A 20974-nucleotide genomic window follows, 5' to 3' on the forward strand; every position below is an offset into this window, starting at 1 on the left:
CATCTTCATCAACCAACCAACAAAAATAAATAACAAATTGATATTTAAGATAAAAAACCAAAAAATCATAAATAAATGTCTGATTGCTGTCCTTCATTACGATTTTTGGCACTAAAGTTGCTTAAGTAAAACAAGATACAATTTTATTTCATTTGAGTAACAATGGAGTTATATATGGCACTTTATTCTGCCGGTTTGGCTTTTCGCCAAGCGATAAAAGACGAATCTCCGTTACAAGTGGTTGGAACAATCAATGCAAATCATGCATTGCTGGCAAAACGCGCAGGCTACAAGGCCATTTATCTTTCTGGTGGCGGTGTTGCAGCCGGTTCGTTGGGCCTGCCGGATCTCGGCATATCCACACTGGATGATGTTCTGATTGATATCCGCCGCATCACCGATGTCTGTGATTTACCTCTGCTTGTGGATGCAGATATCGGATTTGGTTCTTCTGCATTCAATGTTGCCCGCACTGTTCGTTCTATGATTAAAGCAGGTGCCGCCGCTCTCCATATTGAAGATCAGATTGGCGCCAAGCGTTGCGGGCATCGTCCAAATAAAGAAATTGTCTCCAAAGAAGAGATGGTAGATCGTATCAAGGCTGCCGTTGATGTGCGTACAGATGAGAATTTTGTCATTATGGCACGCACCGATGCATTGGCTGTGGAAGGGTTGAATTCTGCTCTGGACAGAGCCGCTGCCTATATTGAAGCGGGCGCAGATATGCTGTTCCCTGAAGCGATAACAGAACTGCATATGTATAAGGAATTTGCCTCCAAGTCACAGGTTCCCATTTTGGCGAATATCACTGAGTTTGGTGCCACTCCGCTCTTTACTCTTGAAGAACTGAGAAGTGTGGATGTCGCCATCGCCCTTTACCCGCTATCGGCATTCCGGGCTATGAATAAAGCTGCCGAACAGGTCTACATCACCCTGCGTCGTGATGGCACACAGAAAAATGTCATCAATATGATGCAGACTCGTAATGAGCTGTATGAAAGCATCAGCTATTACGCTTTTGAACGAAAACTGGATGCTCTGTTTTCGCAGAAAAATAGCAAAGGTGATACTCATGAATAAACAGAATACGATAACCCATTCTCCTGAAACCACTTTTAAACCCAAAAAATCCGTTGCCCTTTCCGGCATTGCTGCGGGCAATACGGCACTCTGTACAGTAGGAAAAAATGGCAGCGATTTACATTACCGTGGTTATGATATTCTCGATTTAGCCGCACACTGTGAATTTGAAGAAATAGCCTATTTACTTATCCACGATAAACTCCCTTCCCGCGCAGAACTCACATCTTACAAAGTAAAACTGAAGGCCTTGCGTGGCTTGCCCAGCAGTGTTAAATCCGCATTAGAAGCTTTACCCGCTGTCGCTCATCCCATGGATGTCATGCGTACCGGTGTGTCTGTTCTGGGCTGTACTTTGCCGGAAAAAGAAGATCATAACTCTGCCGGCGCCCGGGATATTGCCGATCGCTTGCTGGCTTCTCTCAGCTCGATACTGCTTTATTGGTATCATTACAGCCATAACGGACGCCGCATTGACGTCGAAACCGATGATGATTCCATTGGCGGGCATTTCCTTCATCTCCTTCACGGTCAGAAACCGTCAGAATTATGGGAAAAAGCCATGCATGTTTCCCTTATTCTGTATGCTGAACATGAGTTTAATGCTTCTACTTTTACCAGTCGCGTGATTGCCGGTACAGGATCAGATGTTTATTCTGCCATTATCGGTGGCATCGGTGCCCTGAGGGGGCCAAAACATGGCGGCGCCAATGAGGTTTCGTTTGAAATCCAGCAACGCTATGACACGGCAGAGCAAGCTGAGGCCGATATTCTGGAGCGTTTGGAACGAAAAGAGGTCATCATTGGCTTTGGTCATCCGGTTTACACGGTTTCCGATCCGCGCCATGAAGTGATTAAAGAGATCGCCCTGCAACTTTCCCAAACATCGGGAACAACCCAAATGTACAACATTGCGAACCGAATTGAGTCGGTCATGTGGGATCACAAGAAAATGTTCCCGAATCTCGATTGGTTTTCTGCGGTGTCCTATCACATGATGGGTGTCCCCACAGCGATGTTTACCCCCCTGTTTGTTATTGCCCGCACGTCGGGTTGGGCGGCACATATTCTTGAACAACGTACTGATAATAAAATTATTCGCCCTTCCGCTAATTATACCGGCCCTGAAAACTTGCAATTTATGCCGATTGAACAACGTAATTAGCTCAATTTAAGGATTGATTATGTCTACCTCTGTTGTGAATAACCGCCCTGACTACGATCAGGTGATTGTCGATATTGTGGATTATGTCATGGACTACGTCATAGTATCCCCAATTGCTTATGCGACCGCGCATCATTGTCTTATCGATACGTTGGGTTGCGGTCTGGAAGCACTGGAATACTCCGCCTGTACAAAATTGTTGGGACCCATTGTCCCCGGAACAACCGTGCCCAATGGTGCCCGTGTACCCGGAACGCCATTCGAACTCGATCCTGTTCAGGCAGCCTTCAACATTGGTGCCATGATCCGCTGGCTAGATTTCAATGACACCTGGCTGGCCGCTGAATGGGGGCATCCTTCTGACAATCTTGGGGGAATACTCGCCACAGCCGACTGGTTATCAAGAAATGCCGTTGCCCGGGGAGAAGCCCCCCTCACTATGTTGGATGTATTGACAGCCATGATTAAAGCCCATGAAATTCAAGGCTGTCTGGCGTTGGAAAATGCGTTCAATAAAGTCGGGCTGGATCATGTCGTCTTGGTAAAAATCGCTTCTGCCGCGGTTGTTGCACAAATGCTGGGATTGTCGCGTGAAGAAATACTCAGTGCCGTGTCATTGGCTTGGGTTGATGGTCAATCCTTGAGAACTTACCGCCATGCCCCCAACACGGGATCGCGCAAATCCTGGGCTGCGGGAGATGCGACTTCCCGAGCTGTACGCCTTGCTCTCATGGCGCAAAAAGGCGAAATGGGTTATCCCTCAGTATTAACGGCAAGGACATGGGGATTTTATGATGTTTTGTTCAATGGCCAGCCATTCCAATTCCAGCGGCCTTATGGCTCTTATGTCATGGAAAATGTCCTGTTCAAGATCTCTTTCCCGGCAGAATTCCATTCGCAAACAGCCGTGGAAGCAGCCATAAACTTGCATCAACAGCTGAAGGAACAGGGTAAACATGTTGAGGATATTGCCCGGATTACTATCCGGACCCATGAAGCCTGCATCAGAATTATTGATAAACAAGGCCCATTGAATAATCCGGCAGACAGAGATCACTGCATTCAGTATATGGTTGCCATTCCTCTGATTTTTGGCCGCCTGACGGCGGCGGATTATGAAGATAATGTCGCCGCTGATCCCCGCATCGATGCTTTGCGGGAAAAAATATTCTGTGTCGAAGATCCCGACTTCACTCTTGATTACCATGATCCGGAAAAACGCTCCATTGCCAATGCACTGACTTTGGTCTTTACCGATGGCACTCAGCTGGATGAGGTCAAAGTTGAATTCCCCATCGGGCATGCCCGCCGTCGCAAAGAAGGTATTCCTTTATTAGAAGAGAAGTTCAGAGTTAATCTGGCGCGTCGTTTCCCCGAAGCGCAACAACAAAAAATTCTGGCGGCTTCCCTTGACTTCACATCATTAAAATACATGCCTGTAAACGAGTATCTCGATTTATACGTTTATAATCTGTAAGTAATAGATTTCAAACTACGGCTTGCAAGAGGAAGACAGCGGTTCTGGCTCTGAACCGCTTTTCACCTGTTTTCATCTGTACAGCACCAGGAGGAATTATGTCATTCCAAGATTTCTATCAGCATTCGATTAATGATCCCAATGCTTTTTGGGCAGAACAAGCCAAAAGGATTCATTGGCAACACTCTTTCGAACACGTGCTGGATCACAGTTGTCCACCTTTTGCCCGCTGGTTTTGTGGAGGAAAAACCAATCTTTGCTATAACGCATTGGATCGCTGGCTGGAAAGCCAGCCTGATGCCAGCGCATTGATTGCCATTTCAACTGAAACCCATAGTGAAAGGGTATTTACCTACAAAGAATTGCATCAGGAAGTCAACAGAGCGGCAGCCATGCTACTTTCATTGGGTGTCAGGAAAGGGGAACGTGTTGTTGTTTATATGCCAATGATAGCCGAAGCCCTGTTTATTCTATTGGCCTGCGCACGCATCGGAGCTGTTCATTCCGTCGTGTTTGGTGGTTTTGCTTCCCATAGCCTCGCCACCCGATTAGATAATGCTGAACCCGTTGTCGTGGTTTCTGCGGATGCAGGGTCACGGGGAGGTAAAATCATTCCCTACAAGCCTCTGTTGGATGAAGCCATCGAACTGGCAAATCATACGCCACGTCATATATTGATGGTGGATCGCGGGCTGGCTGACATTAATTGGGTAAAAGACAGGGATGTGGATTTCGCTGCATTGAGGCAGGAATATCTTGATGCCAGTATTCCTGTCACATGGCTTGAATCAAATGAACCTTCCTGTGTGCTCTATACGTCAGGTACAACGGGGACACCCAAAGGTGTACAACGGGATGTCGGTGGTTATGCTGTGGCACTGGCAACATCCATGGATGTGATTTTCGGGGGTAAAGCGGGTGGCGTCTTCTTCTGTACATCAGACATTGGCTGGGTTGTCGGTCATTCTTATATTATCTATGCTCCCCTGATCGCAGGTATGGCAACCATCATGTATGAAGGGCTGCCAATACGTCCGGATGCCAGCATTTGGTGGCAGATTGTCGAAAAATATCATGTCACCAAAATGTTTTCAGCCCCCACTGCAATCCGTGTTCTGAAAAAATACCCGACAAATTTCATTTCAAAATATGATATTTCATCGCTTGAAACACTCTATCTGGCAGGCGAACCCCTTGATGAACACACTGCCCGCTGGATTACCGAATGCATTAATGTATCTGTCATTGATAATTATTGGCAAACTGAAACCGGCTGGCCGATCATGACCATTGCACAGAGTCTGGATGACAGGCCCAGTCGCTTTGGCAGCACCGGTTTTCCTATGTATGGTTTTAACGTCAAATTGATCAACGAACTGACCGGACAAGAATGCGGTGACAATGAGAAAGGCATGTTGGTCATTAAAGGCCCGCTTCCTCCCGGCTGCATCCAGACTATCTACGGTGACGATAACCGCTTTATCAATACTTACTGGAAGCATTTTGGCCAGCAAGTCTATTCAACATTTGACTGGGGCATCCGTGACAGCGACGGTTATTATTTTATTTTGGGGCGTTCCGATGATGTGATTAACGTTTCCGGCCATCGTTTGGGAACACGAGAGATAGAAGAGTGTATTGCCAGCCATCAGGATGTGGCGGAAGTTGCCGTGATTGGCATTAAAGATGAGCTTAGAGGTCAGGCCGCTGTTGCTTTCGCCGTTCTCAAGGAAGGCCGGGAAATCCAAAACGCTGACCATTTCGCCAGCTTAGAAAAGGCCCTGATGGGATTGGTTGATAAGAAAATAGGGAGTATCGGGCGTCCGTCACGCGTCTATTTTGTGTCCCAGTTGCCTAAGACCCGCTCAGGAAAAATGTTGCGCCGCACTATGCAGGCTATTTGTGAAGGACGTGAACCCAGTGATATTGCTTTGATTGATAATCCAGCTTCATTGGATGTTATTCGGGATGCCATTCACCATTAACCCCGCCAGAAGAAAGATGCTCTCAATGATAAAACTGATATTTGGTATGGCTGTGCGGATAGATTTATGGTTTATGCCACACGGTTCATACCAAACTTTCAGATACGCAGCCGTTATCGATCATGAGGCTCTTTGATGTTTATCAGATATTTTTACCCTCTCAATAAACTAGTATTTCGTTGAATCATCATTTAATAGACAATGGTTACTATGTGCCTGTACTACATTTTCCCAGCTACTTTTTACCCATTCCCGCTCCGTTCCTACACGGAGCTTTTTTTTGCCTGCATTATTTCAGTACCGGGTAAAATTGATTACATTTGTAACTCTCTCATTATTTGGCGATATGAACGAGCCGCACGCTCTGTTGGCAATCCAATAAATTTCTTATTCATCTCAATCAACATTTCACAACTTTTTTCTTTGTTTGCTTTGGCATGTTGAGGGGACATCAACAGGGTGAGATCCTCACCGTATTGGTGTACCATAACTTCCATGATTGTTTCTATATCCTGTGAGGCCAGTTCACTGTCCTCTGATGAAACTTGCGGTTGTTTATCACCGTAAGAAGCAATAATCATTGCTATATCCGTATTTAACCGTTCAATTTGCAACGCCTTTGGAAATGATCCCGCTATTTTGATAATTTCAGCAATTTCCCCTTCAACCTCTGGCATTACAAAGTTAAGGCATAATCCAGCATCTTTTTTATGTAAAAACTCCATTTGCTTTATCAACACCTTTGCATGTGCAATAACATTCTCATCCGGAGCGAATACAATACGCTCATCAATTAACGCTGAGTATCTATTTATAAAGTAACTATATATTTCAAAATAACTTTTTCCTTCTTTCTCTAAAGTTATTATTTGTTGTTTAATTTCCTCATAAACTTTTGGTGCATTTTCTTTGAGCATAATTAAAACCATTTTATCATCATTTTTTAACGCAAAATTCGTACCCTCAATGACGAATTTATCTTCTTTTGCTATCATAGAATCTATGCCATCAATCACACGACGACCATTATCCTGCAATATTTTGGCAGAAAACAAATTCCCGCCGATCATAAAAATGATAAATATTGCAATCGATGCCGTTTTACTCAACCAACCTTTTTTCTGCATTGACCAGAGAAGACCACCGACTATCCCACCAAAAACTCCGCTGAACACAATGTGATTCCAATCCATTTTCTTTCCTTTTCTATTTTTTTTGCCTAATGAAAAAATATTATCCAGAAAAATAGCAGGCAACAAAACATTTATTAAAATAATATTAAATAAAGGCAAAATAATGGTTTCAATGATAAGGATATAGAAGAGTATCCCGGCAATTTATTCCCGGGGAATATAAAATCATTCAGGGTACATTATGTACCCTGAAAATTAAAAATCAGATAAAGAATACTGAGTAGATTAATGGCCTATTTTTAAAGCCGTCATGCTGATTGGGAAAGCAATTTATTGACATTGCCTGTAATCAATTCCAACGCATTATGAGCATCATAATCTGCTTTAATGATTTGGGCTTGCTGATGCCACACCGGAGAAGACAAAATCCTCGTCACTGCCCGATATAATTGCAGTTCGCTTGGTGTATCGGTATGCAGGCTGATACCACATTTTGACCAGATGACGCGGGCAACAGCCTCCAGCTTTCCATCCCCTGTTCCTGCAACCACCATCGGTACACCGTGGCGCACAGCGGAATTCAGCGAACCATAACCGCCATTGGTAATAAAAATAGCCGTGCGGGGAAGCCAATGTTCAAAGTTAAGATACTCCACCACTCTGGCATTCTCAGGGAGCTCTTCTCCCGGCATATCAACAGAACGACCCCCGGTAATCGCCAATACCCGAACCGGCAAATTTGCCAGTGCACGTAAGGTAGGCAGCAATAATTGGTTAAAATCAACATTCGCCAGTGTCCCCTGAGTGACCAAAATCAGCGGCAAACTTTCGTCAGGCCAATTTATCTGAACGTTGTCGTCTTCGACTTTCACACTCAGCGCTCCGACAAATTCAACAGTTTCCGGCAAATCATCGCGAGGCAATTCAAATGACGGTGTCGCCAGTTGCAAAAAACGATCAACCTGACTTATCAGAACATCGTTATGATCTCCTGTCAGTGGCGAACATTCCACCGCCGCCAGTGCTTGATTAAATGCTTCCCTAACCTGCTCAATCAATTGGTGAGTCTCTTCATCAATCAATTGCTCACGCTTTAAATCAGCAGGCAATAAATCAGGCGGAATACGAGGCCCCCAAAATATGGTATCCCTTGATGACCACGATACCGGTGTAACACCAATGGAAATGACAGGAATGCGCTCACTTGCCGGTTTCTGCAATAACGGCAAAACAGCATAAAATGTGTTGTCGGTAATTAAAAGATCAGCTTGCTCTTCTTTGATGACTTGCATCAGTTGATTTGACAATACCGGAATAGGGGCGGCGAAAAATTGCTTCATCGCCCATGCCATTTGAATGTTCCCCGGTGGATATTCTGCCCTTTCAGGAAAATGCTTTTCCAGACAACGGTAATCAACATCAACTTGCTTATCGAAGGGGACAAACCTGGCACCCAACGCTTCTGCTTTCTCCCGGAAAAGAGAACCTGTCAATATCGTTACATCGTATCCCTGATTTATCAAATGTTCTGCAATAGTCAGTATTGGAAAAACATGGCCAGGTGTGGCAACAGTGGCTAAAACAATACGAGACATTAATCATAACTCCTTTAGATTAAGCTTTTGCTGGATTAGACTGGAGAAACAGCAATATTACGGAAACAAATATTTTCACACACAGGCTTTCCATGAATATGCACCCGCTGAATATGACGGGGGGAATGGGAAATAAAGGCTTCACGGCCATGCAATAGCGTAAAATTATCACAAATTGCGATATCACCGATTTGCCATTGATGGGCATAGTAATAGCGTGGATCGTATAATCGCTCACGCAATGCTTTTTCTCGTGCTTTCTGCTCATCCGGCGACAATCCATGCATGACTACCGAGTGATGATCTGCATATTTCCCATCTTCTTGATCCATCGGCTCATTGTAACGCATAACCCATTTCTTGCCATCGGGGTGAAGGCAGAGCAGCGGAGAAATAACTTCGCCGCCATAATGCGTGACTTTGCTGGTACGATAAGTAATCGTGGTATTTTCCCATCTTTCACGTTCATCATCACTGGCATCAGCAATTAATTTTTCAGTATTGGTAAACGAGGTGCGCCCCCCTTGAGCCGAAGAAGGCGCAGAAACACAGTGAAATATCTGAAATTCAGGGATTGTTTCCCGGTACATTCCATCCCAATGCAACGGTAGATTCCCGCTGTCCAGCACATGGTCGGATGGTTCTGCATGTTCCATCACATCCAGTACTGCACCAAACGGCCACATCATTATTTCTCCCCACTGGGCGGAATATTCCGTCAGTTTTTCCTTATCTGTAAAACCTGAACGAAAACCACGTAATACAACCAGTAAATATTCACGGGCCAATTCACGCAAGCGATCAACAGACAGTGTGGAAATATCCTGATCCGGGTGATTAGGTGTCAGCAATAAGCCAAAGGGTTTCATCAACTCGATATGGCAATCAAGTTCATAAGTATTCATGTTCTTTCCTATCAAAAATGAGATATTGCTATTGGTTACCCGACCTGTTCCACCGTTTTCAGGAATTCCGCCACCTGATTTTCTTCGTATGATGTTTCAATCAGGTAATGACTCGGCACACCACGGATTTCAATCAATTTGCCATGTAACTGCTTCACTTCATCACCTTTCATCAATACGAAATGACCGTTAACATTGGCGGCTACACCATGCCACGGTGTCAGCCAATCATCTCTGGTCGGCATCATATGGATTCCGATTTTCATGCTATCAATGGGTTGTGGATGAATGGAAAGACGAATTGCTGATGGAAAATGCTCCGCCAGCAGATTGCCCCATGCCCAGCTACGCTGGATGACACCAACAGCACGCTGCCGTGCATCTTTTTGCAACGCATTCTTTGAACCTGAATATTCTGGTAATAAACTGTCTTCATAAAGAAAACGAGTTATTGCCCGATACAATCTGACTCCCTCTTCATTTTCTTTCAATATCTTTTTAATCTCATCTATTGAAGAAGAATAATCCTTCAACATCAATTCACGTAATTTATTGTAATCTCGAGTATATTGAGTCAGTGATTCAACATCACCAAGATTAAAAACTGAAAGATGAGTTGCACCCAATTCATGCAATAACTTTTCAATTTCCTGTTGATAATCCGTTATCGTATGATCATCAACATTAATAAGATCACTGAATACATGCCCATCTGAACAAATAATAATTTTTGCTCCGGGGGGATAATAAAGTTGAATACGCTGGCAAAGAGAATTGAGAAAAATCAATGACAATTTCTCCGCCATATCAGGTAATTTTCCCAATACTTTTCGAGGGTTTGGTGATTTTGTCGGAAAAGCCGGTAAGATGCATTCGATAGGTTTTCTTTGTTCTACAAATGCACGGATACGGGGCAATTGCACCTCCGTTACCTTCTTTTCTTCATATTGAATTGTATGTTCAGATTCTGGAAAACGACGTCTATACTGTAATAATTCATGCAGAATCTTACTCGACACTTTATCTATGTCAAAATGTTCCATAACTCTTTCCTAATTTATCACCATTACATCACCTCCATTAATCATAATTGATAAATGGAGATCTGATAGCACATTAAAAATCTACTCACACATTTACAAAAAAAGTAAGAACAAATTATTATATGTACATAAATAAAAGTTCTATCAAAATAAAATCCAAAGAAAAACAAAACTATTATTGTTTTTTCTTCATTTAATTACACTTTCAAAAAAAGAAACGTGACTATATATCACTACAACCTCACGAAAAATTAAAAAAATTTAATAAAATATTTCAGTTTTTTTGATGTTACTAATTAACCCCAATAATCTCAGCGCACCGAAGCAGAAGGATTTTATAAATCAATATCATATAAGTCACTGATCAATATTTATTACGGAATATGAAAATAATATTTGATTGGCTTTACCCATAAATTTTAAAAGACAATATTACTATTATGTAAGGATATATTCTCACTGGATTTCAAGAGGCAACGCGACGGCAAAAGAACGAATTTGTCCAGTAAAAGACCAAAATCTTTCATTAATCTCTGAAAATATAGGTAACGATGTAACCGGAGTAAGTGAGCGCAGCCAACAAAGGCTGCTGCTTAACAGACAATAAAAATACAAATTGCACTAGGGCGTGATGATTGCCATCGCAGGTGGGATCAAACTCATCAGTTCGTTTCTTGATGCTCCATCACGAGCCTGAAATGAGATTACCTGTATAATGCCAAGAAAATACGATGCCAATTTTCCGACATCAGTATCAGCAGGGATTTCACCATCAATGACGCTTTTTTCTAAACGCGCCAGAATCAAAGCCCGTGTGTTTTGGCGCACAGTTTTGAGGTAAATATAAACATCCTCGTTTTCTTTCAGATGATTCATTATTCCCAAAACCAATAAACACCCCCAGAATGGCTTGACATGGCAATATCCACTGTGCATTCCAACATTGCCCGAATATTTTCCTGTACGCTGCCGGCTTCATTAAGCTTATCTATCGCTTTAGCCCCACAGTTTTAATGTAAGGTTCAACCGCCGCACAGAATGTTTTTTCTTACTGCCAAATGCTGCATAGAAATACCTCTGAAGGCAATAACATGGAAAAAATGCAATCTGAGGGCGTTAATCATTACCATGCTGTAACAAAACAAAAAACCATTCCCTTCGCCATTTACATACTGACAATCGGTATTTTTTCTATGGTAACCAGTGAATTTCAAGTTACAGGGATGGTGTCAATCATGGCGCATAACCTCAATGTATCCATCTCTCAAATCAGTTATCTTGTTTCTCTTTATTCCTTGTCCATGGCTTTTGGTGGCCCGCTTTTAGCCACCGGATTATTAAAAACACCACCCAAAAATGCATTAATCATCCTCTATGTCATTTTTATCGCAGCTGAAATGCTTGGAGCGCTGGCAAATTCATATTCCATGTTGGTGGTTGCAAGGCTCATTACAGGGAGCAGTGGCAGGTGCCTTTTTTGGTGTCGCACTTGCAATCTGTATAGAACCTGTCTCCGATCAACAACGGGGATGGGCTATTTCAGTGGTGCTGGCCGGTATTATGGTGGGAACGATTCTGGGGTTGCCAATGGCTAACTTGATAGGCATATATGCAGGTTGGCGAAAAAGCTTTTGGACTACCAGTGTGTTAGCGACAATTGCGGGTATTATCAGCACATTTTACATTCCAATCATTCCAAAGCCACCGGTAATGAGCTTGCGAGCCGAACTCAGCCATTTAAAAAATCTGAAATTATGGCGTGTCTTTTCCACCAGTTTGCTGATCATTGGAGCAACTTTTGCTGCATTCACTTATTTCACCCCAATATTAAAAGAGGTATCGGGTTACAGTGACGATATGATCGCCAGTCCATTCATCCTCTACGGAAGCGCCACAATAATCGGCAATGCCGTAGTCGGAAAGCTGTCTGAACGTTACCCGATTATCATATTAACCATTGGCTTAATCTCCTTAACTGTATTTCTCTTGCCATTTGGTTTATTTGCAGATAAAAAACCCCTTGCTGCCTTATCCCTCATTGGCATTGGGTCAGTGGGCGTTACCATGAACCCGGCGATGGTGGCCCGGGTGATGAGAACAGCCAATGGCCGCCCGCTTGTCAATACTGTTCACACCTCAGTCATTACTCTTGGTGTCGTCATAGGTTCTTTTCTTGGTGGACTTTCGATTAGCTTAGGGTGGGGATTAAAATCACCATTGTGGATCGGTGGATGTATGGCGCTGATTGGTTTAATGACTCTACTTCCAGACTTCAGGCACTATATAAAAAACAGAGATAAAGAAAATGCAGTTATCACTGAATAAGGGCTTATCATTTTATATGCATCCCTTCTTTTAAAACAATGAAAGCAAATAAAGGCGGTATTATCTCGCTCCAATAACAACCGCCTGACTTTATTCTTTTTTATTCAGAAGGGTTAAGTATTTTAGTTTTATCCAATGTCCAGACAAAATCTTTCTCAATAACGGGTTCAAAACCGAATTTCTTATAAAGCCATTTTGCCGTAGATGTTACCAAGGTTACGTGCTGTACATGAGGAATAACCGGATGCTGCAAAATACATTCAACCAACCAGCGCCCCAGTCCTTTCTTCTGATATTCATCTATGATGAATACATCTGAAAGATAGGCAAACATAGAAAAATCCGTAATTAGCCGGGCAAAACCAATTTCTTTATCATTATGAAATAATCCAAAGCACAAACTATTTTCTATTGCAGTCTGGACTGTATCAAATTGCACTCCCTTCGCCCAGAATAATTGTGTTAATTCACTATGTACAAATTTAACATCAATCTTGTTTTTGTCTGTAGTAATCCAATATTCACCTTTTTCCCATGTTATATTTTCTTTCATCATTTTTTCCTTTTAAGAACAGACTGAACTGTAAATAAAATCTACCATAAAAAAAGCCATGCTGCTGCACGGCTTGTCAACATAATGGAATGTTAATTAATCGTTCTTTTGTAATAATGCACGATATATTAACCCACCTATAATTCCGCCAATCAATGGAATCAACCAGAATACCCAAAGTTGTTCCAACGCCCACGTTCCCTGAAAAATAGCAACCGCAGTACTTCTTGCAGGGTTAACTGATGTGTTTGTCACCGGAATACTGATTAAATGAATAAGTGTCAACGCCAGACCAATCGCTAATGGCGCGAATCCAGCCGGTGCTTTCTTATCTGTAGCACCAAGAATGACCAATAAAAAGAAAGCCGTTAATACTAATTCAATGATAATTGCAGATTGCAATGAAAAACCGCCGGGAGAATGTTCATCATAGCCATTAGATGCAAAACCACTCGTCGTTGCATCAAAGCCACTTTTACCGCTCGCAATAAGATAAAGTATCGCTGCGGCAGCAATTCCTCCAATCACTTGAGCAATGATATAAGGAATGACATCTTTTGCAGAAATACGCCCTCCGGCAAACAAGCCCAATGTTACTGCCGGATTAAAATGCCCGCCTGAAATATGACCGACAGCATAAGCCATTGTTACTACAGTTAAACCAAAAGCCAGGGATACACCAACAAAACCAATCCCCAACTGTGGAAATGCCGCCGCCAAAACAGCACTGCCACATCCTCCGAACACCAACCAAAACGTCCCCAAAAACTCTGCTGATAATTTCTTAAACATTCTACGATTCCTCAATGATATATTCATGAATGCAATAGAATCCAAAAACAGTTTAGTTAGTATTTTTAAATATGGGCAAGGAACCGCAGACAGAAAATAGAAGGCTGACAAGCATCATGAATGCTGATTTTAAGAGAAAGGTTTTATTGTTAACTTAATGATAAATAACATCTAAAAAAATATTATTATCCATTAAAATATAATAACCAAAACAACCTGAGATAAATATCTTTAAATCCAGTAGATATAAACTCAGGTTGTTGATTTACTTAATCAATAAATTATTTTATTACTGCTGTGTGAATTGTCTGTGACGCCTGCCAAATACGATATTTCACTACTATGTCTTTTGGCGTATATACCACGAGAGGTAATTTGCTGTTATAAGTTACAAGTGCATCTTTGTCTAAGTTAACCTGCACAAAACGTACAGTATCAGGTTCATGACAAGCCATTCTTGTGGAGAATGGGCCTTCGACTTTATTCAATACATAATAGTCATATCCCCACCCTGACAGTACTTCTTTCTTCAACTTACCACCAAACCAATGGTGATTGCAGTCGATTTCCATATCCTTGCCAATGATCAATTCGACTTTATAGTCTCTTTCATTCACCTGAGGAGGAAGCTCAATGACACTGCGAACCATTCCCTCGGAAGGAGCAGGATAAGGAGCGACATCTTCCAGTTTTTTGTCAGCCATAACCGAAGTCGACACCATCAAAGCAGCTAAAGGAAACAGATATTTTTTCATATATCACCTCTGAATATATTTAAAAAGGAGATTAAATGATAACAATAAAAAAATTATGGTAAATTCTGTTTTTTGGCAAGGTACTGATTTTTGGCGCTATTAGGCAAGAGTAAAAACCCACCACTGAAATTAATATTAGTAATCATTAACAGTTAATTATTTGCCCTAATTCTACCAGATTTTTTTTATGTGATATCTCTCAAATCTGATATAACAATGAGCTGCTACACTTATACGGTGTGGTAGTAAATTTCGTATAGGAGGTTTTATGTTTCCAGAATATCGCGATTTAGTATCCAGCCTGAGAGAATCACATCCCCGTTTCCAATCCTTGTTTGAAAAACATAATCGACTTGACCAAGAAATAGTGCAGCTTGAAGGCCCAAATGGAACGGGCTACAACGACAAAGTTATCCGCTTAAAAAAAGAAAAACTACACGTCAAAGATGAAATGCAACGGATTTTACAGGCGGAATCTCTGAAGTAACTCTTCCAACAGCCTTTAACACCTGCTTTGTCACAAGTGGGTGTCGCATGAAGTTCTCTAATTGAGAACTTCATCCCATTCAGCATCCATAAAAAAGCCACCATAACGGTGGCAAAAACTGGAGCAATGTTTTTATTATTTATAGTTTTCCCATGAATTACTGGGTAGCAGCCGCTTTTTGCCGGGATTGTCTCTGCGTTTTCACCTTTGGATGTGGTGTCACATTCTGGACTTCACCTGGCTTAGAAATGAAACGTACAAAGGTTTCATGGCTGACGAACGTTGCTCCACAATTAATGTTCTGGCATTGGTTATAGCGTTCCTTCGTTTCTCTTGAATGCTCGAAGCTACTGCGAGTATGAGCTGATTGACCACACAGAGGACACTTAATCATATTGTTCACCTTTCTTGAAATAACATCATCTCGTCTGGTGAACAATATACCAAAGATCTCATATTGAGATCAAGTTTTTATTTCGGAATCCCCAGGTTTAATTTCGACCTCATCAATCTTAATTTCGAGATCTAACGACGTCGTAAAACCACCATCATTGAGATTGTGAGTGACTTTGACCAAAGTCCATTGTGTCCCATCTATCTCCTTCTTGAACCCTTTCAATTCAATGGGCGTTTCAGGATAAATATCTGCACGTCCCATCGCCAGCGTGATAGAAAACTGAGCAGCACCACATTGCATTTTTTTCCAAGCAGCAGTAGCAACACGTTCTGCTTCTTCCTTACTAGAGAAAATGCGCGAAAGCGTCAAAATATTTTCTTCAGTTCCTGACAAATAGCTTGAAGATTCTTTCTTTTCCGTTGTTGTTTGATGGAACTCAGTTTTTGACTCACGCTTTTCCTCACGGGATATGCTGCCCTTAACCTCAAGGCTGGTTTCAGTATTACTGCTTCCGTTACCTTTGTTTTTCCCTTTACGCCCATTTGTAATATAGGTAGGCTCTTCCCGACCTTTAGTTTTCGGGCCTTTCTCCGTCAATCTGGCTCCATCGGGATTAGCCAGATTCACTCCAGCAGGCTTACCAAGTCTGGCAGGAGCAGATGATTTACCTTCACCTCCTTTTTTAGCCGGACTTTTGTCTTTTTTAGACTTATCTTTTCCTGATGATTTATCCTCGTTGCTTTTATATTCAATGGAAATTTCGATTTTCCCTTCCTTTGTTTCCACCTTCTGCAATTTTACCGTCTGTTTGGTCGCTGTACGGGTATCCTGCCACTGAGCAATAATCCCCGTATAGGCTTCACGATCAGACAAAGAAAAACGATGGCTATCTCCTGATTTACGCGTAATCAATACAGGTGAGATATTCTGACCACTGACTGTTTTATTCTGTCCTTGACAAATAAATAGCAACTCACCATTTTTGACCGACGTAATCGCCCCTTCCTGCTTTGCAATTCGGGTCAGAAAGCTCACGTCAGATTCATTTGTCTGGTCGATATGCATGGAAATACCTTTCAAATCGTCGCTGATTTGAAATTGCAGTTGGTTTCTCGTTGCAATCGTACTTACAATTCCCTCTAACGTCTGTTTATGATAAGACTGTTCGCGTTTAACATTCAGATCGCCACGAAAATCCGCACTGCGAGCACGAATCGTCAACCGGTCAGGCGCTCCGCTATGTTCAATCTCATCAACGATAAATTTTCCCTTTGGTGTTAAGGGGCGGCCATGCCACCCCAGTTCCAGTGTGAGAACATCGCCTCGGCTAGGCAGCGCCAACTGACCATCTGAATCATCCAGCTCAAGATCTAACTGGTCTGATTCTAAGCCACGGTTGTCCGTCAATGTTAAAGACATTAAACGCGATTGGATTTTCCCTGTGATATCTTTATTGTTGGTTTCCAGTCGAAAAGCTGGTGATCCAACTTTTCCGGTCACCAAATCAAATTGGGGAACCCAACTCGTATCTGGTATCCACTGTTTAAAATCCATCATGAGAATACCCCTTTCACTTTGTCCACCGCCTGATCTTTAAGCGCAGTAAGATCCTCCATCGACTTGGGTAGTTTGTCCTTGATATCAGATAGCTGATCCTGCAAATCTCCCAACATTTCAAACAAATTGTTATCCACTCGCCGTAACGTCAGTGTAAAACTGATTTTTCTGGCTGCCCCGCCAGACATAAATTCCGTTTTCGTCTCATCAATGCTTTCGATAACGAACATGCCATAAATCGAACCACTTCCATCAATCAATGACCATGCTTTACCACTGTCAGCCATCAACGTCAGTGCAGCCAGAGAAAGAGATCCCCCCGTTAATTCAGGATAAAGCTCTCCTGATAACGTTATCGTATCGTTATCCGAACCCACAAACTGCCATGCAGGCCGCGCTCCCACGCGGCTGTTGAATGCATGTCGCCAACTCTTTTTATGCTGAAAACTTTGATAAGGCGTTGTTTTTAACATAAATACAAATAAACCAAGTGCGGCCATCATGAATATGATTCTCCTCTATCAGAATATGAGCTACGCATGCGGGCTTGCTGAGTACGTTCCCGTTGCTCCAGTTCCTGTCTGACCATACGGGCGATATCCTGCGCAGACTGTCCCTGAGCGCCATAGACATAAATGTTATATTGTGGTGCCGCGCCAGCTTGCAGCTGTGTCTGGCTCCGCATCTGTTTTGCCTGAACTTCCTCATAAGAGTAAGCAGGCAGACTTTGCGCGTGCAGCGGTGCATCCTGCGCTGCAACGGGCAGAGACATCGAGCTGACTGCCAGCCCCAAGGCGGCATATTGCGCCGTCTTGACCCGACTGGTTACACTCGCTGACCCTGACACAAGTTCAGGACCACGTTCACCGACAATAGCGGTTTCACCATTTGCAATATATCCACCTTTATCAAGTTTCTTAGCCGGCATTAAATCTTTGGTAGTTTCACTCCTAGTAATTTCCTCCGTTTTATTTAATTCAACTTCCTTTTTATCACCACCACCAAAAAATGATCTAACGGCATCACCAAAACTTTTGAATTTATCTTTCAGCGCGTTCCACTTCTCCTGGATACCTCCCAATAAAGCATTGATCATTTCTGAACCAGCCGACTTCAATTTTTCCGGAATAGCCTGAACATCAGCAACAATCTCATCCCATTTATCAGAAATTGTTTTTTTGACGTTTTCCCATATTTCCAGTGTATTCTGCTTAACTAATTCCCAAGCACCACTTATGGTAGTTTTTATTCCTTCCCAGGCCATTGAAGCTAATTGTTTAATACCCTCCCAGAGTGCGGAAAGAGTATTGCTTAATCCTCCATCCATGAAATAACTTTTAATACCTTCCCACGCCATGCTGATAAGGTCTTTAATACCTTGCCAAGCATTGCCGAAGATATTTTTGATGCCTTCCCACAACGCCATAAATTTAGGCCCCAATGACGCCCAATTCTGCCAAATATAAATGGCAGCCATTGCGATAATGCCAATAATGGCAAGAATTGGGTTTGCCATCAGAGCCCGCCCCATAAACAGCATTGCTTTTCCTAATATGCTGAAAGCATTACTTAAAAAAGACAATCCTTTTGCACCGACGCTGGCCAGAACATTTATTCCACTCCCCAAGACACCAAAAACTTTTTGGCCAATATTTCCCAATAACCCCAAACCTTTTCTTTGTGTTGAAAAAGTATCTTTACCGCCTTTGCTTGACAGTAAATCGGCACCTTCATTTATTGAACCAAATACCTTGCTTCCGGTTTTACCGAAAAAATCCATGGCAGCTCTTAATGCTTCCAGAGCCTCAGTTCCTATTTGTGCAAATGCCTTCAGACCAATGTTTAAATTTTCCAGAGCCTGAATACCGACTTCCGCAAATTTATTAATATTGGCTCTTAAATCTTCCAGGGCCTGAGATCCAATTTGAGTAAAAACATTCAAAGGTGCGGTGAGTTTATTCAACGCCTGAACGCCTAACTGTACAAATGAATCCAGCGTGGATTTTAATTTATCCAGCGCCTGAGTACCCAACTGGGCCAATACATCAAAAGGAGAGGTAAGTTTATTCAGAGCCTGCATTCCCATCTGGACAAATGCATCCAGCGTCGATTTTAATTTATCCAGCGCTTGAGTTCCCAATTGCGCTAACACATCGAAAGGAGAAGTAAGTTTATTCAGTGTCTGAATACCCAACTGAACAAATGAATCTAGGGTGGATTTCAATTTATCCAGCGCCTGAATTCCTAAATCAGCAAAAAAGCGCATACTGGATTTTAATGTATCCAGAGCTTGAATGCCCAACTGTGCAAATGCATCCAAACTGGACTTTAATTTATCCAGCGCCTGAATACCCAACTGCGCAAAAAAGTTGATACCGGCTTTTAATTCATCCAAAGCCTGTATACCTAATTGAGCAAATACATCTAAAGGGGCTGTGAGTTTATCTAGAGCCTGAACGCCTAACTGTACAAATGCATCCAGCGTGGATTTTAATTTATCCAGCGCCTGTATGCCCAGTTGAGCAAAAAAATTGATGCCGGCTTTTAGCTCATTCAAAGCCTGCACACCTATTTGGGCAAACATCTCCAAAGGTAAAGTGAGTTTATTCAGCGCTTGAACACCCAACTGCACAAATGCATCCAGCGTGGATTTTAATTTATCCAGCGCCTGAATACCTAACTGCGTAAAAAAGTTCAAACTCACTTTTAAAGTTTCAAAGACACTTATTCCCAATTGTGCAAAAAAATTCAAACTGGCTCTTAGCTCAGCAAAAGCCTGAATCCCCAATTGCGCAAAAAAATTCAAACTGGCCCTTAATTCAGCAAAAATCTGAATCCCCAATTGCGCAAAAAAACTCAGACTGGCCTTTAACTCAGCAAAAGCCTGAACCCCCAACTGGGCAAAAAAATTCAAACTGGCCCTTAATTCAGCAAAAATCTGAATGCCCAACTGCGCAAAAAAACTCAGACTGGCCTTTAACTCAGCAAAAGCCTGAATACCCAATTGAGCAAATATATTTAAACTGATTTTTAGAGACTCAAAAGCTTTTATGCCAATGTTGCTGAAAATTTGTATATAACCAACCAGAGTTTGAAATACGACTTTTACTGATCCTACCGTTAATTTCAAAACTGCATTAATATTATTCAGAATTCTGAATAATACTGTTACCTTAGGGTTAATATTAATGACCAGCTTATCTAACAATGTAAAATTGTTAGTCATATTTCCAGTAACGCCAAAATTAAATTCATTCTTTTTACTGGATGAATTTTCTTGTTTTATAACCTGGGTCGTTTGGATAATATTGGCTGATTGGCTGGCAGCACTGACTTGCATCACTTTTGATGAACTCTGCCGGGCAGAGAAAAACTGTTTAATTGTTTGATTGTAGGCCTTAAGGTCAGTACGCATACGCGCAGTTTCCTGCGCATAACCTACTATGGGTTTTAATCCCTCAACAGTCTTATTGAGCTTTTTAAACTGATTATGTATTTTATCGACTGAACCGACCAGCTTTTTCTGATGCTGTTGAAAAGACTTAAAGGAACTGGTCAGTTTGCCAACGGTACTCAGTACCTTATCCAGTTGTGACTGTATATTACTCATTTTCTGCACCACTTCTTAAAATGGCCCGATGTCGCCAGTCCAACAGTTCCGGCAGTGGCATTTCATCTGTGACTGCCGGTGACCAGTGAAAAACGGTGGCGATGTCCGCCACCAG

Annotated in this window: 20 protein-coding genes; 7 read left to right on the plus strand and 13 right to left on the minus strand. The window is 42.2% G+C overall.

Features of this window, described 5'->3' with window-relative positions:
- Nucleotides 1-174 precede the first annotated feature (174 nt).
- The 4 genes from prpB to Xsze_RS19300 all read left to right on the plus strand — a co-directional run bounded on the left by prpB (nucleotide 175) and on the right by Xsze_RS19300 (nucleotide 5707).
- The gene (gene prpB / locus Xsze_RS19285) at nucleotides 175-1080 is read left to right on the plus strand and encodes a methylisocitrate lyase (RefSeq protein WP_038239690.1); all 906 of its coding nucleotides are present in this window, start codon (nucleotides 175-177) and stop codon (nucleotides 1078-1080) included.
- On the plus strand, nucleotides 1073-2245 hold the full coding sequence (gene prpC, locus Xsze_RS19290; RefSeq protein WP_038239692.1) for a bifunctional 2-methylcitrate synthase/citrate synthase: 1173 nt from the start codon (nucleotides 1073-1075) through the stop codon (nucleotides 2243-2245). The genes prpB and prpC overlap by 8 nt, the downstream gene beginning before the upstream one ends.
- A 19-nt stretch (nucleotides 2246-2264) precedes the next feature.
- The gene (locus Xsze_RS19295) at nucleotides 2265-3722 is read left to right on the plus strand and encodes a bifunctional 2-methylcitrate dehydratase/aconitate hydratase (RefSeq protein WP_038239694.1); all 1458 of its coding nucleotides are present in this window, start codon (nucleotides 2265-2267) and stop codon (nucleotides 3720-3722) included.
- Nucleotides 3723-3820: 98 nt separating this feature from the next.
- Nucleotides 3821-5707, plus strand: coding sequence for a propionate--CoA ligase (locus Xsze_RS19300; RefSeq protein WP_038239697.1), 1887 nt, complete (start codon nucleotides 3821-3823; stop codon nucleotides 5705-5707).
- Between the two features lie 314 nt (nucleotides 5708-6021).
- On the opposite strand, the gene Xsze_RS19305 is transcribed toward Xsze_RS19300, so the two are convergent.
- From Xsze_RS19305 to Xsze_RS19325, 5 genes are all read right to left on the minus strand, one after another.
- Nucleotides 6022-6999, minus strand: a complete 978-nt coding sequence (locus tag Xsze_RS19305; RefSeq protein ID WP_038239699.1) for a hypothetical protein — start codon at nucleotides 6997-6999, stop codon at nucleotides 6022-6024.
- Nucleotides 7000-7148: 149 nt separating this feature from the next.
- A complete protein-coding gene (locus tag Xsze_RS19310) occupies nucleotides 7149-8435 on the minus strand; it encodes a glycosyltransferase (RefSeq protein ID WP_038239702.1) in 1287 nt (428 codons plus the stop codon).
- Between the two features lie 35 nt (nucleotides 8436-8470).
- Nucleotides 8471-9340, minus strand: a complete 870-nt coding sequence (gene pvcB / locus Xsze_RS19315) for a tyrosine isonitrile desaturase/decarboxylase (protein WP_038239704.1) — start codon at nucleotides 9338-9340, stop codon at nucleotides 8471-8473.
- A gap of 35 nt (nucleotides 9341-9375) precedes the next feature.
- The gene (pvcA, locus tag Xsze_RS19320) at nucleotides 9376-10383 is read right to left on the minus strand and encodes an L-tyrosine isonitrile synthase (RefSeq protein ID WP_038239707.1); all 1008 of its coding nucleotides are present in this window, start codon (nucleotides 10381-10383) and stop codon (nucleotides 9376-9378) included.
- A gap of 621 nt (nucleotides 10384-11004) precedes the next feature.
- Nucleotides 11005-11319 carry a hypothetical protein gene (locus tag Xsze_RS19325; protein WP_051462457.1) on the minus strand — a complete coding sequence of 105 codons (315 nt, stop codon included), beginning with the start codon at nucleotides 11317-11319 and terminating at the stop codon, nucleotides 11005-11007.
- A gap of 155 nt (nucleotides 11320-11474) precedes the next feature.
- Here Xsze_RS19325 and Xsze_RS22930 point away from each other — a divergent pair, with 155 nt between their 5' ends.
- Both Xsze_RS22930 and Xsze_RS19330 read left to right on the plus strand, forming a co-directional pair.
- Nucleotides 11475-11978: an MFS transporter gene (locus tag Xsze_RS22930; RefSeq protein WP_244431821.1), complete on the plus strand. Its 504-nt coding sequence runs from the start codon at nucleotides 11475-11477 to the stop codon at nucleotides 11976-11978.
- On the plus strand, nucleotides 11884-12708 hold the full coding sequence (locus Xsze_RS19330) for an MFS transporter (RefSeq protein ID WP_244431822.1): 825 nt from the start codon (nucleotides 11884-11886) through the stop codon (nucleotides 12706-12708). Before Xsze_RS22930 ends, Xsze_RS19330 begins: the two co-directional genes overlap by 95 nt.
- A gap of 100 nt (nucleotides 12709-12808) precedes the next feature.
- On the opposite strand, the gene Xsze_RS19335 is transcribed toward Xsze_RS19330, so the two are convergent.
- The 3 genes from Xsze_RS19335 to eco all read right to left on the minus strand — a co-directional run bounded on the left by Xsze_RS19335 (nucleotide 12809) and on the right by eco (nucleotide 14808).
- Complete coding sequence (locus Xsze_RS19335) at nucleotides 12809-13261, minus strand: GNAT family N-acetyltransferase (protein ID WP_038239709.1); 453 nt, start codon at nucleotides 13259-13261, stop codon at nucleotides 12809-12811.
- A gap of 96 nt (nucleotides 13262-13357) precedes the next feature.
- A complete protein-coding gene (gene aqpZ, locus Xsze_RS19340; RefSeq protein ID WP_038239711.1) occupies nucleotides 13358-14053 on the minus strand; it encodes an aquaporin Z in 696 nt (231 codons plus the stop codon).
- A gap of 281 nt (nucleotides 14054-14334) precedes the next feature.
- Entirely contained in the window at nucleotides 14335-14808 is a 474-nt protein-coding gene (eco, locus tag Xsze_RS19345; RefSeq protein WP_038239713.1) for a serine protease inhibitor ecotin, read from the minus strand.
- A gap of 268 nt (nucleotides 14809-15076) precedes the next feature.
- Between eco and Xsze_RS19350 the strand changes: the two genes are divergently transcribed.
- Nucleotides 15077-15295 carry an HP1242/YdcH family protein gene (locus Xsze_RS19350; protein WP_038239716.1) on the plus strand — a complete coding sequence of 73 codons (219 nt, stop codon included), beginning with the start codon at nucleotides 15077-15079 and terminating at the stop codon, nucleotides 15293-15295.
- A gap of 157 nt (nucleotides 15296-15452) precedes the next feature.
- On the opposite strand, the gene Xsze_RS19355 is transcribed toward Xsze_RS19350, so the two are convergent.
- The 5 genes from Xsze_RS19355 to Xsze_RS19375 all read right to left on the minus strand — a co-directional run bounded on the left by Xsze_RS19355 (nucleotide 15453) and on the right by Xsze_RS19375 (nucleotide 20971).
- Nucleotides 15453-15689: an ogr/Delta-like zinc finger family protein gene (locus Xsze_RS19355; RefSeq protein ID WP_071991808.1), complete on the minus strand. Its 237-nt coding sequence runs from the start codon at nucleotides 15687-15689 to the stop codon at nucleotides 15453-15455.
- 69 nt (nucleotides 15690-15758) lie between these two features.
- Entirely contained in the window at nucleotides 15759-17249 is a 1491-nt protein-coding gene (locus Xsze_RS23250) for a phage late control D family protein (RefSeq protein WP_038239718.1), read from the minus strand.
- Nucleotides 17246-17752, minus strand: a complete 507-nt coding sequence (locus Xsze_RS19365; RefSeq protein WP_038239720.1) for a phage tail protein — start codon at nucleotides 17750-17752, stop codon at nucleotides 17246-17248. Before Xsze_RS19365 ends, Xsze_RS23250 begins: the two co-directional genes overlap by 4 nt.
- Nucleotides 17749-20859 (minus strand): phage tail protein, encoded by a 3111-nt coding sequence (locus Xsze_RS19370; protein WP_099139166.1) that lies wholly within the window; start codon nucleotides 20857-20859, stop codon nucleotides 17749-17751. Before Xsze_RS19370 ends, Xsze_RS19365 begins: the two co-directional genes overlap by 4 nt.
- Nucleotides 20852-20971, minus strand: a complete 120-nt coding sequence (locus Xsze_RS19375; protein ID WP_038239265.1) for a GpE family phage tail protein — start codon at nucleotides 20969-20971, stop codon at nucleotides 20852-20854. The genes Xsze_RS19370 and Xsze_RS19375 overlap by 8 nt, the downstream gene beginning before the upstream one ends.
- Between the last annotated feature and the right edge of the window lie 3 nt (nucleotides 20972-20974).

The sequence above is a fragment of the Xenorhabdus szentirmaii DSM 16338 genome (assembly GCF_002632585.1).
Lineage (GTDB): Bacteria > Pseudomonadota > Gammaproteobacteria > Enterobacterales > Enterobacteriaceae > Xenorhabdus > Xenorhabdus szentirmaii.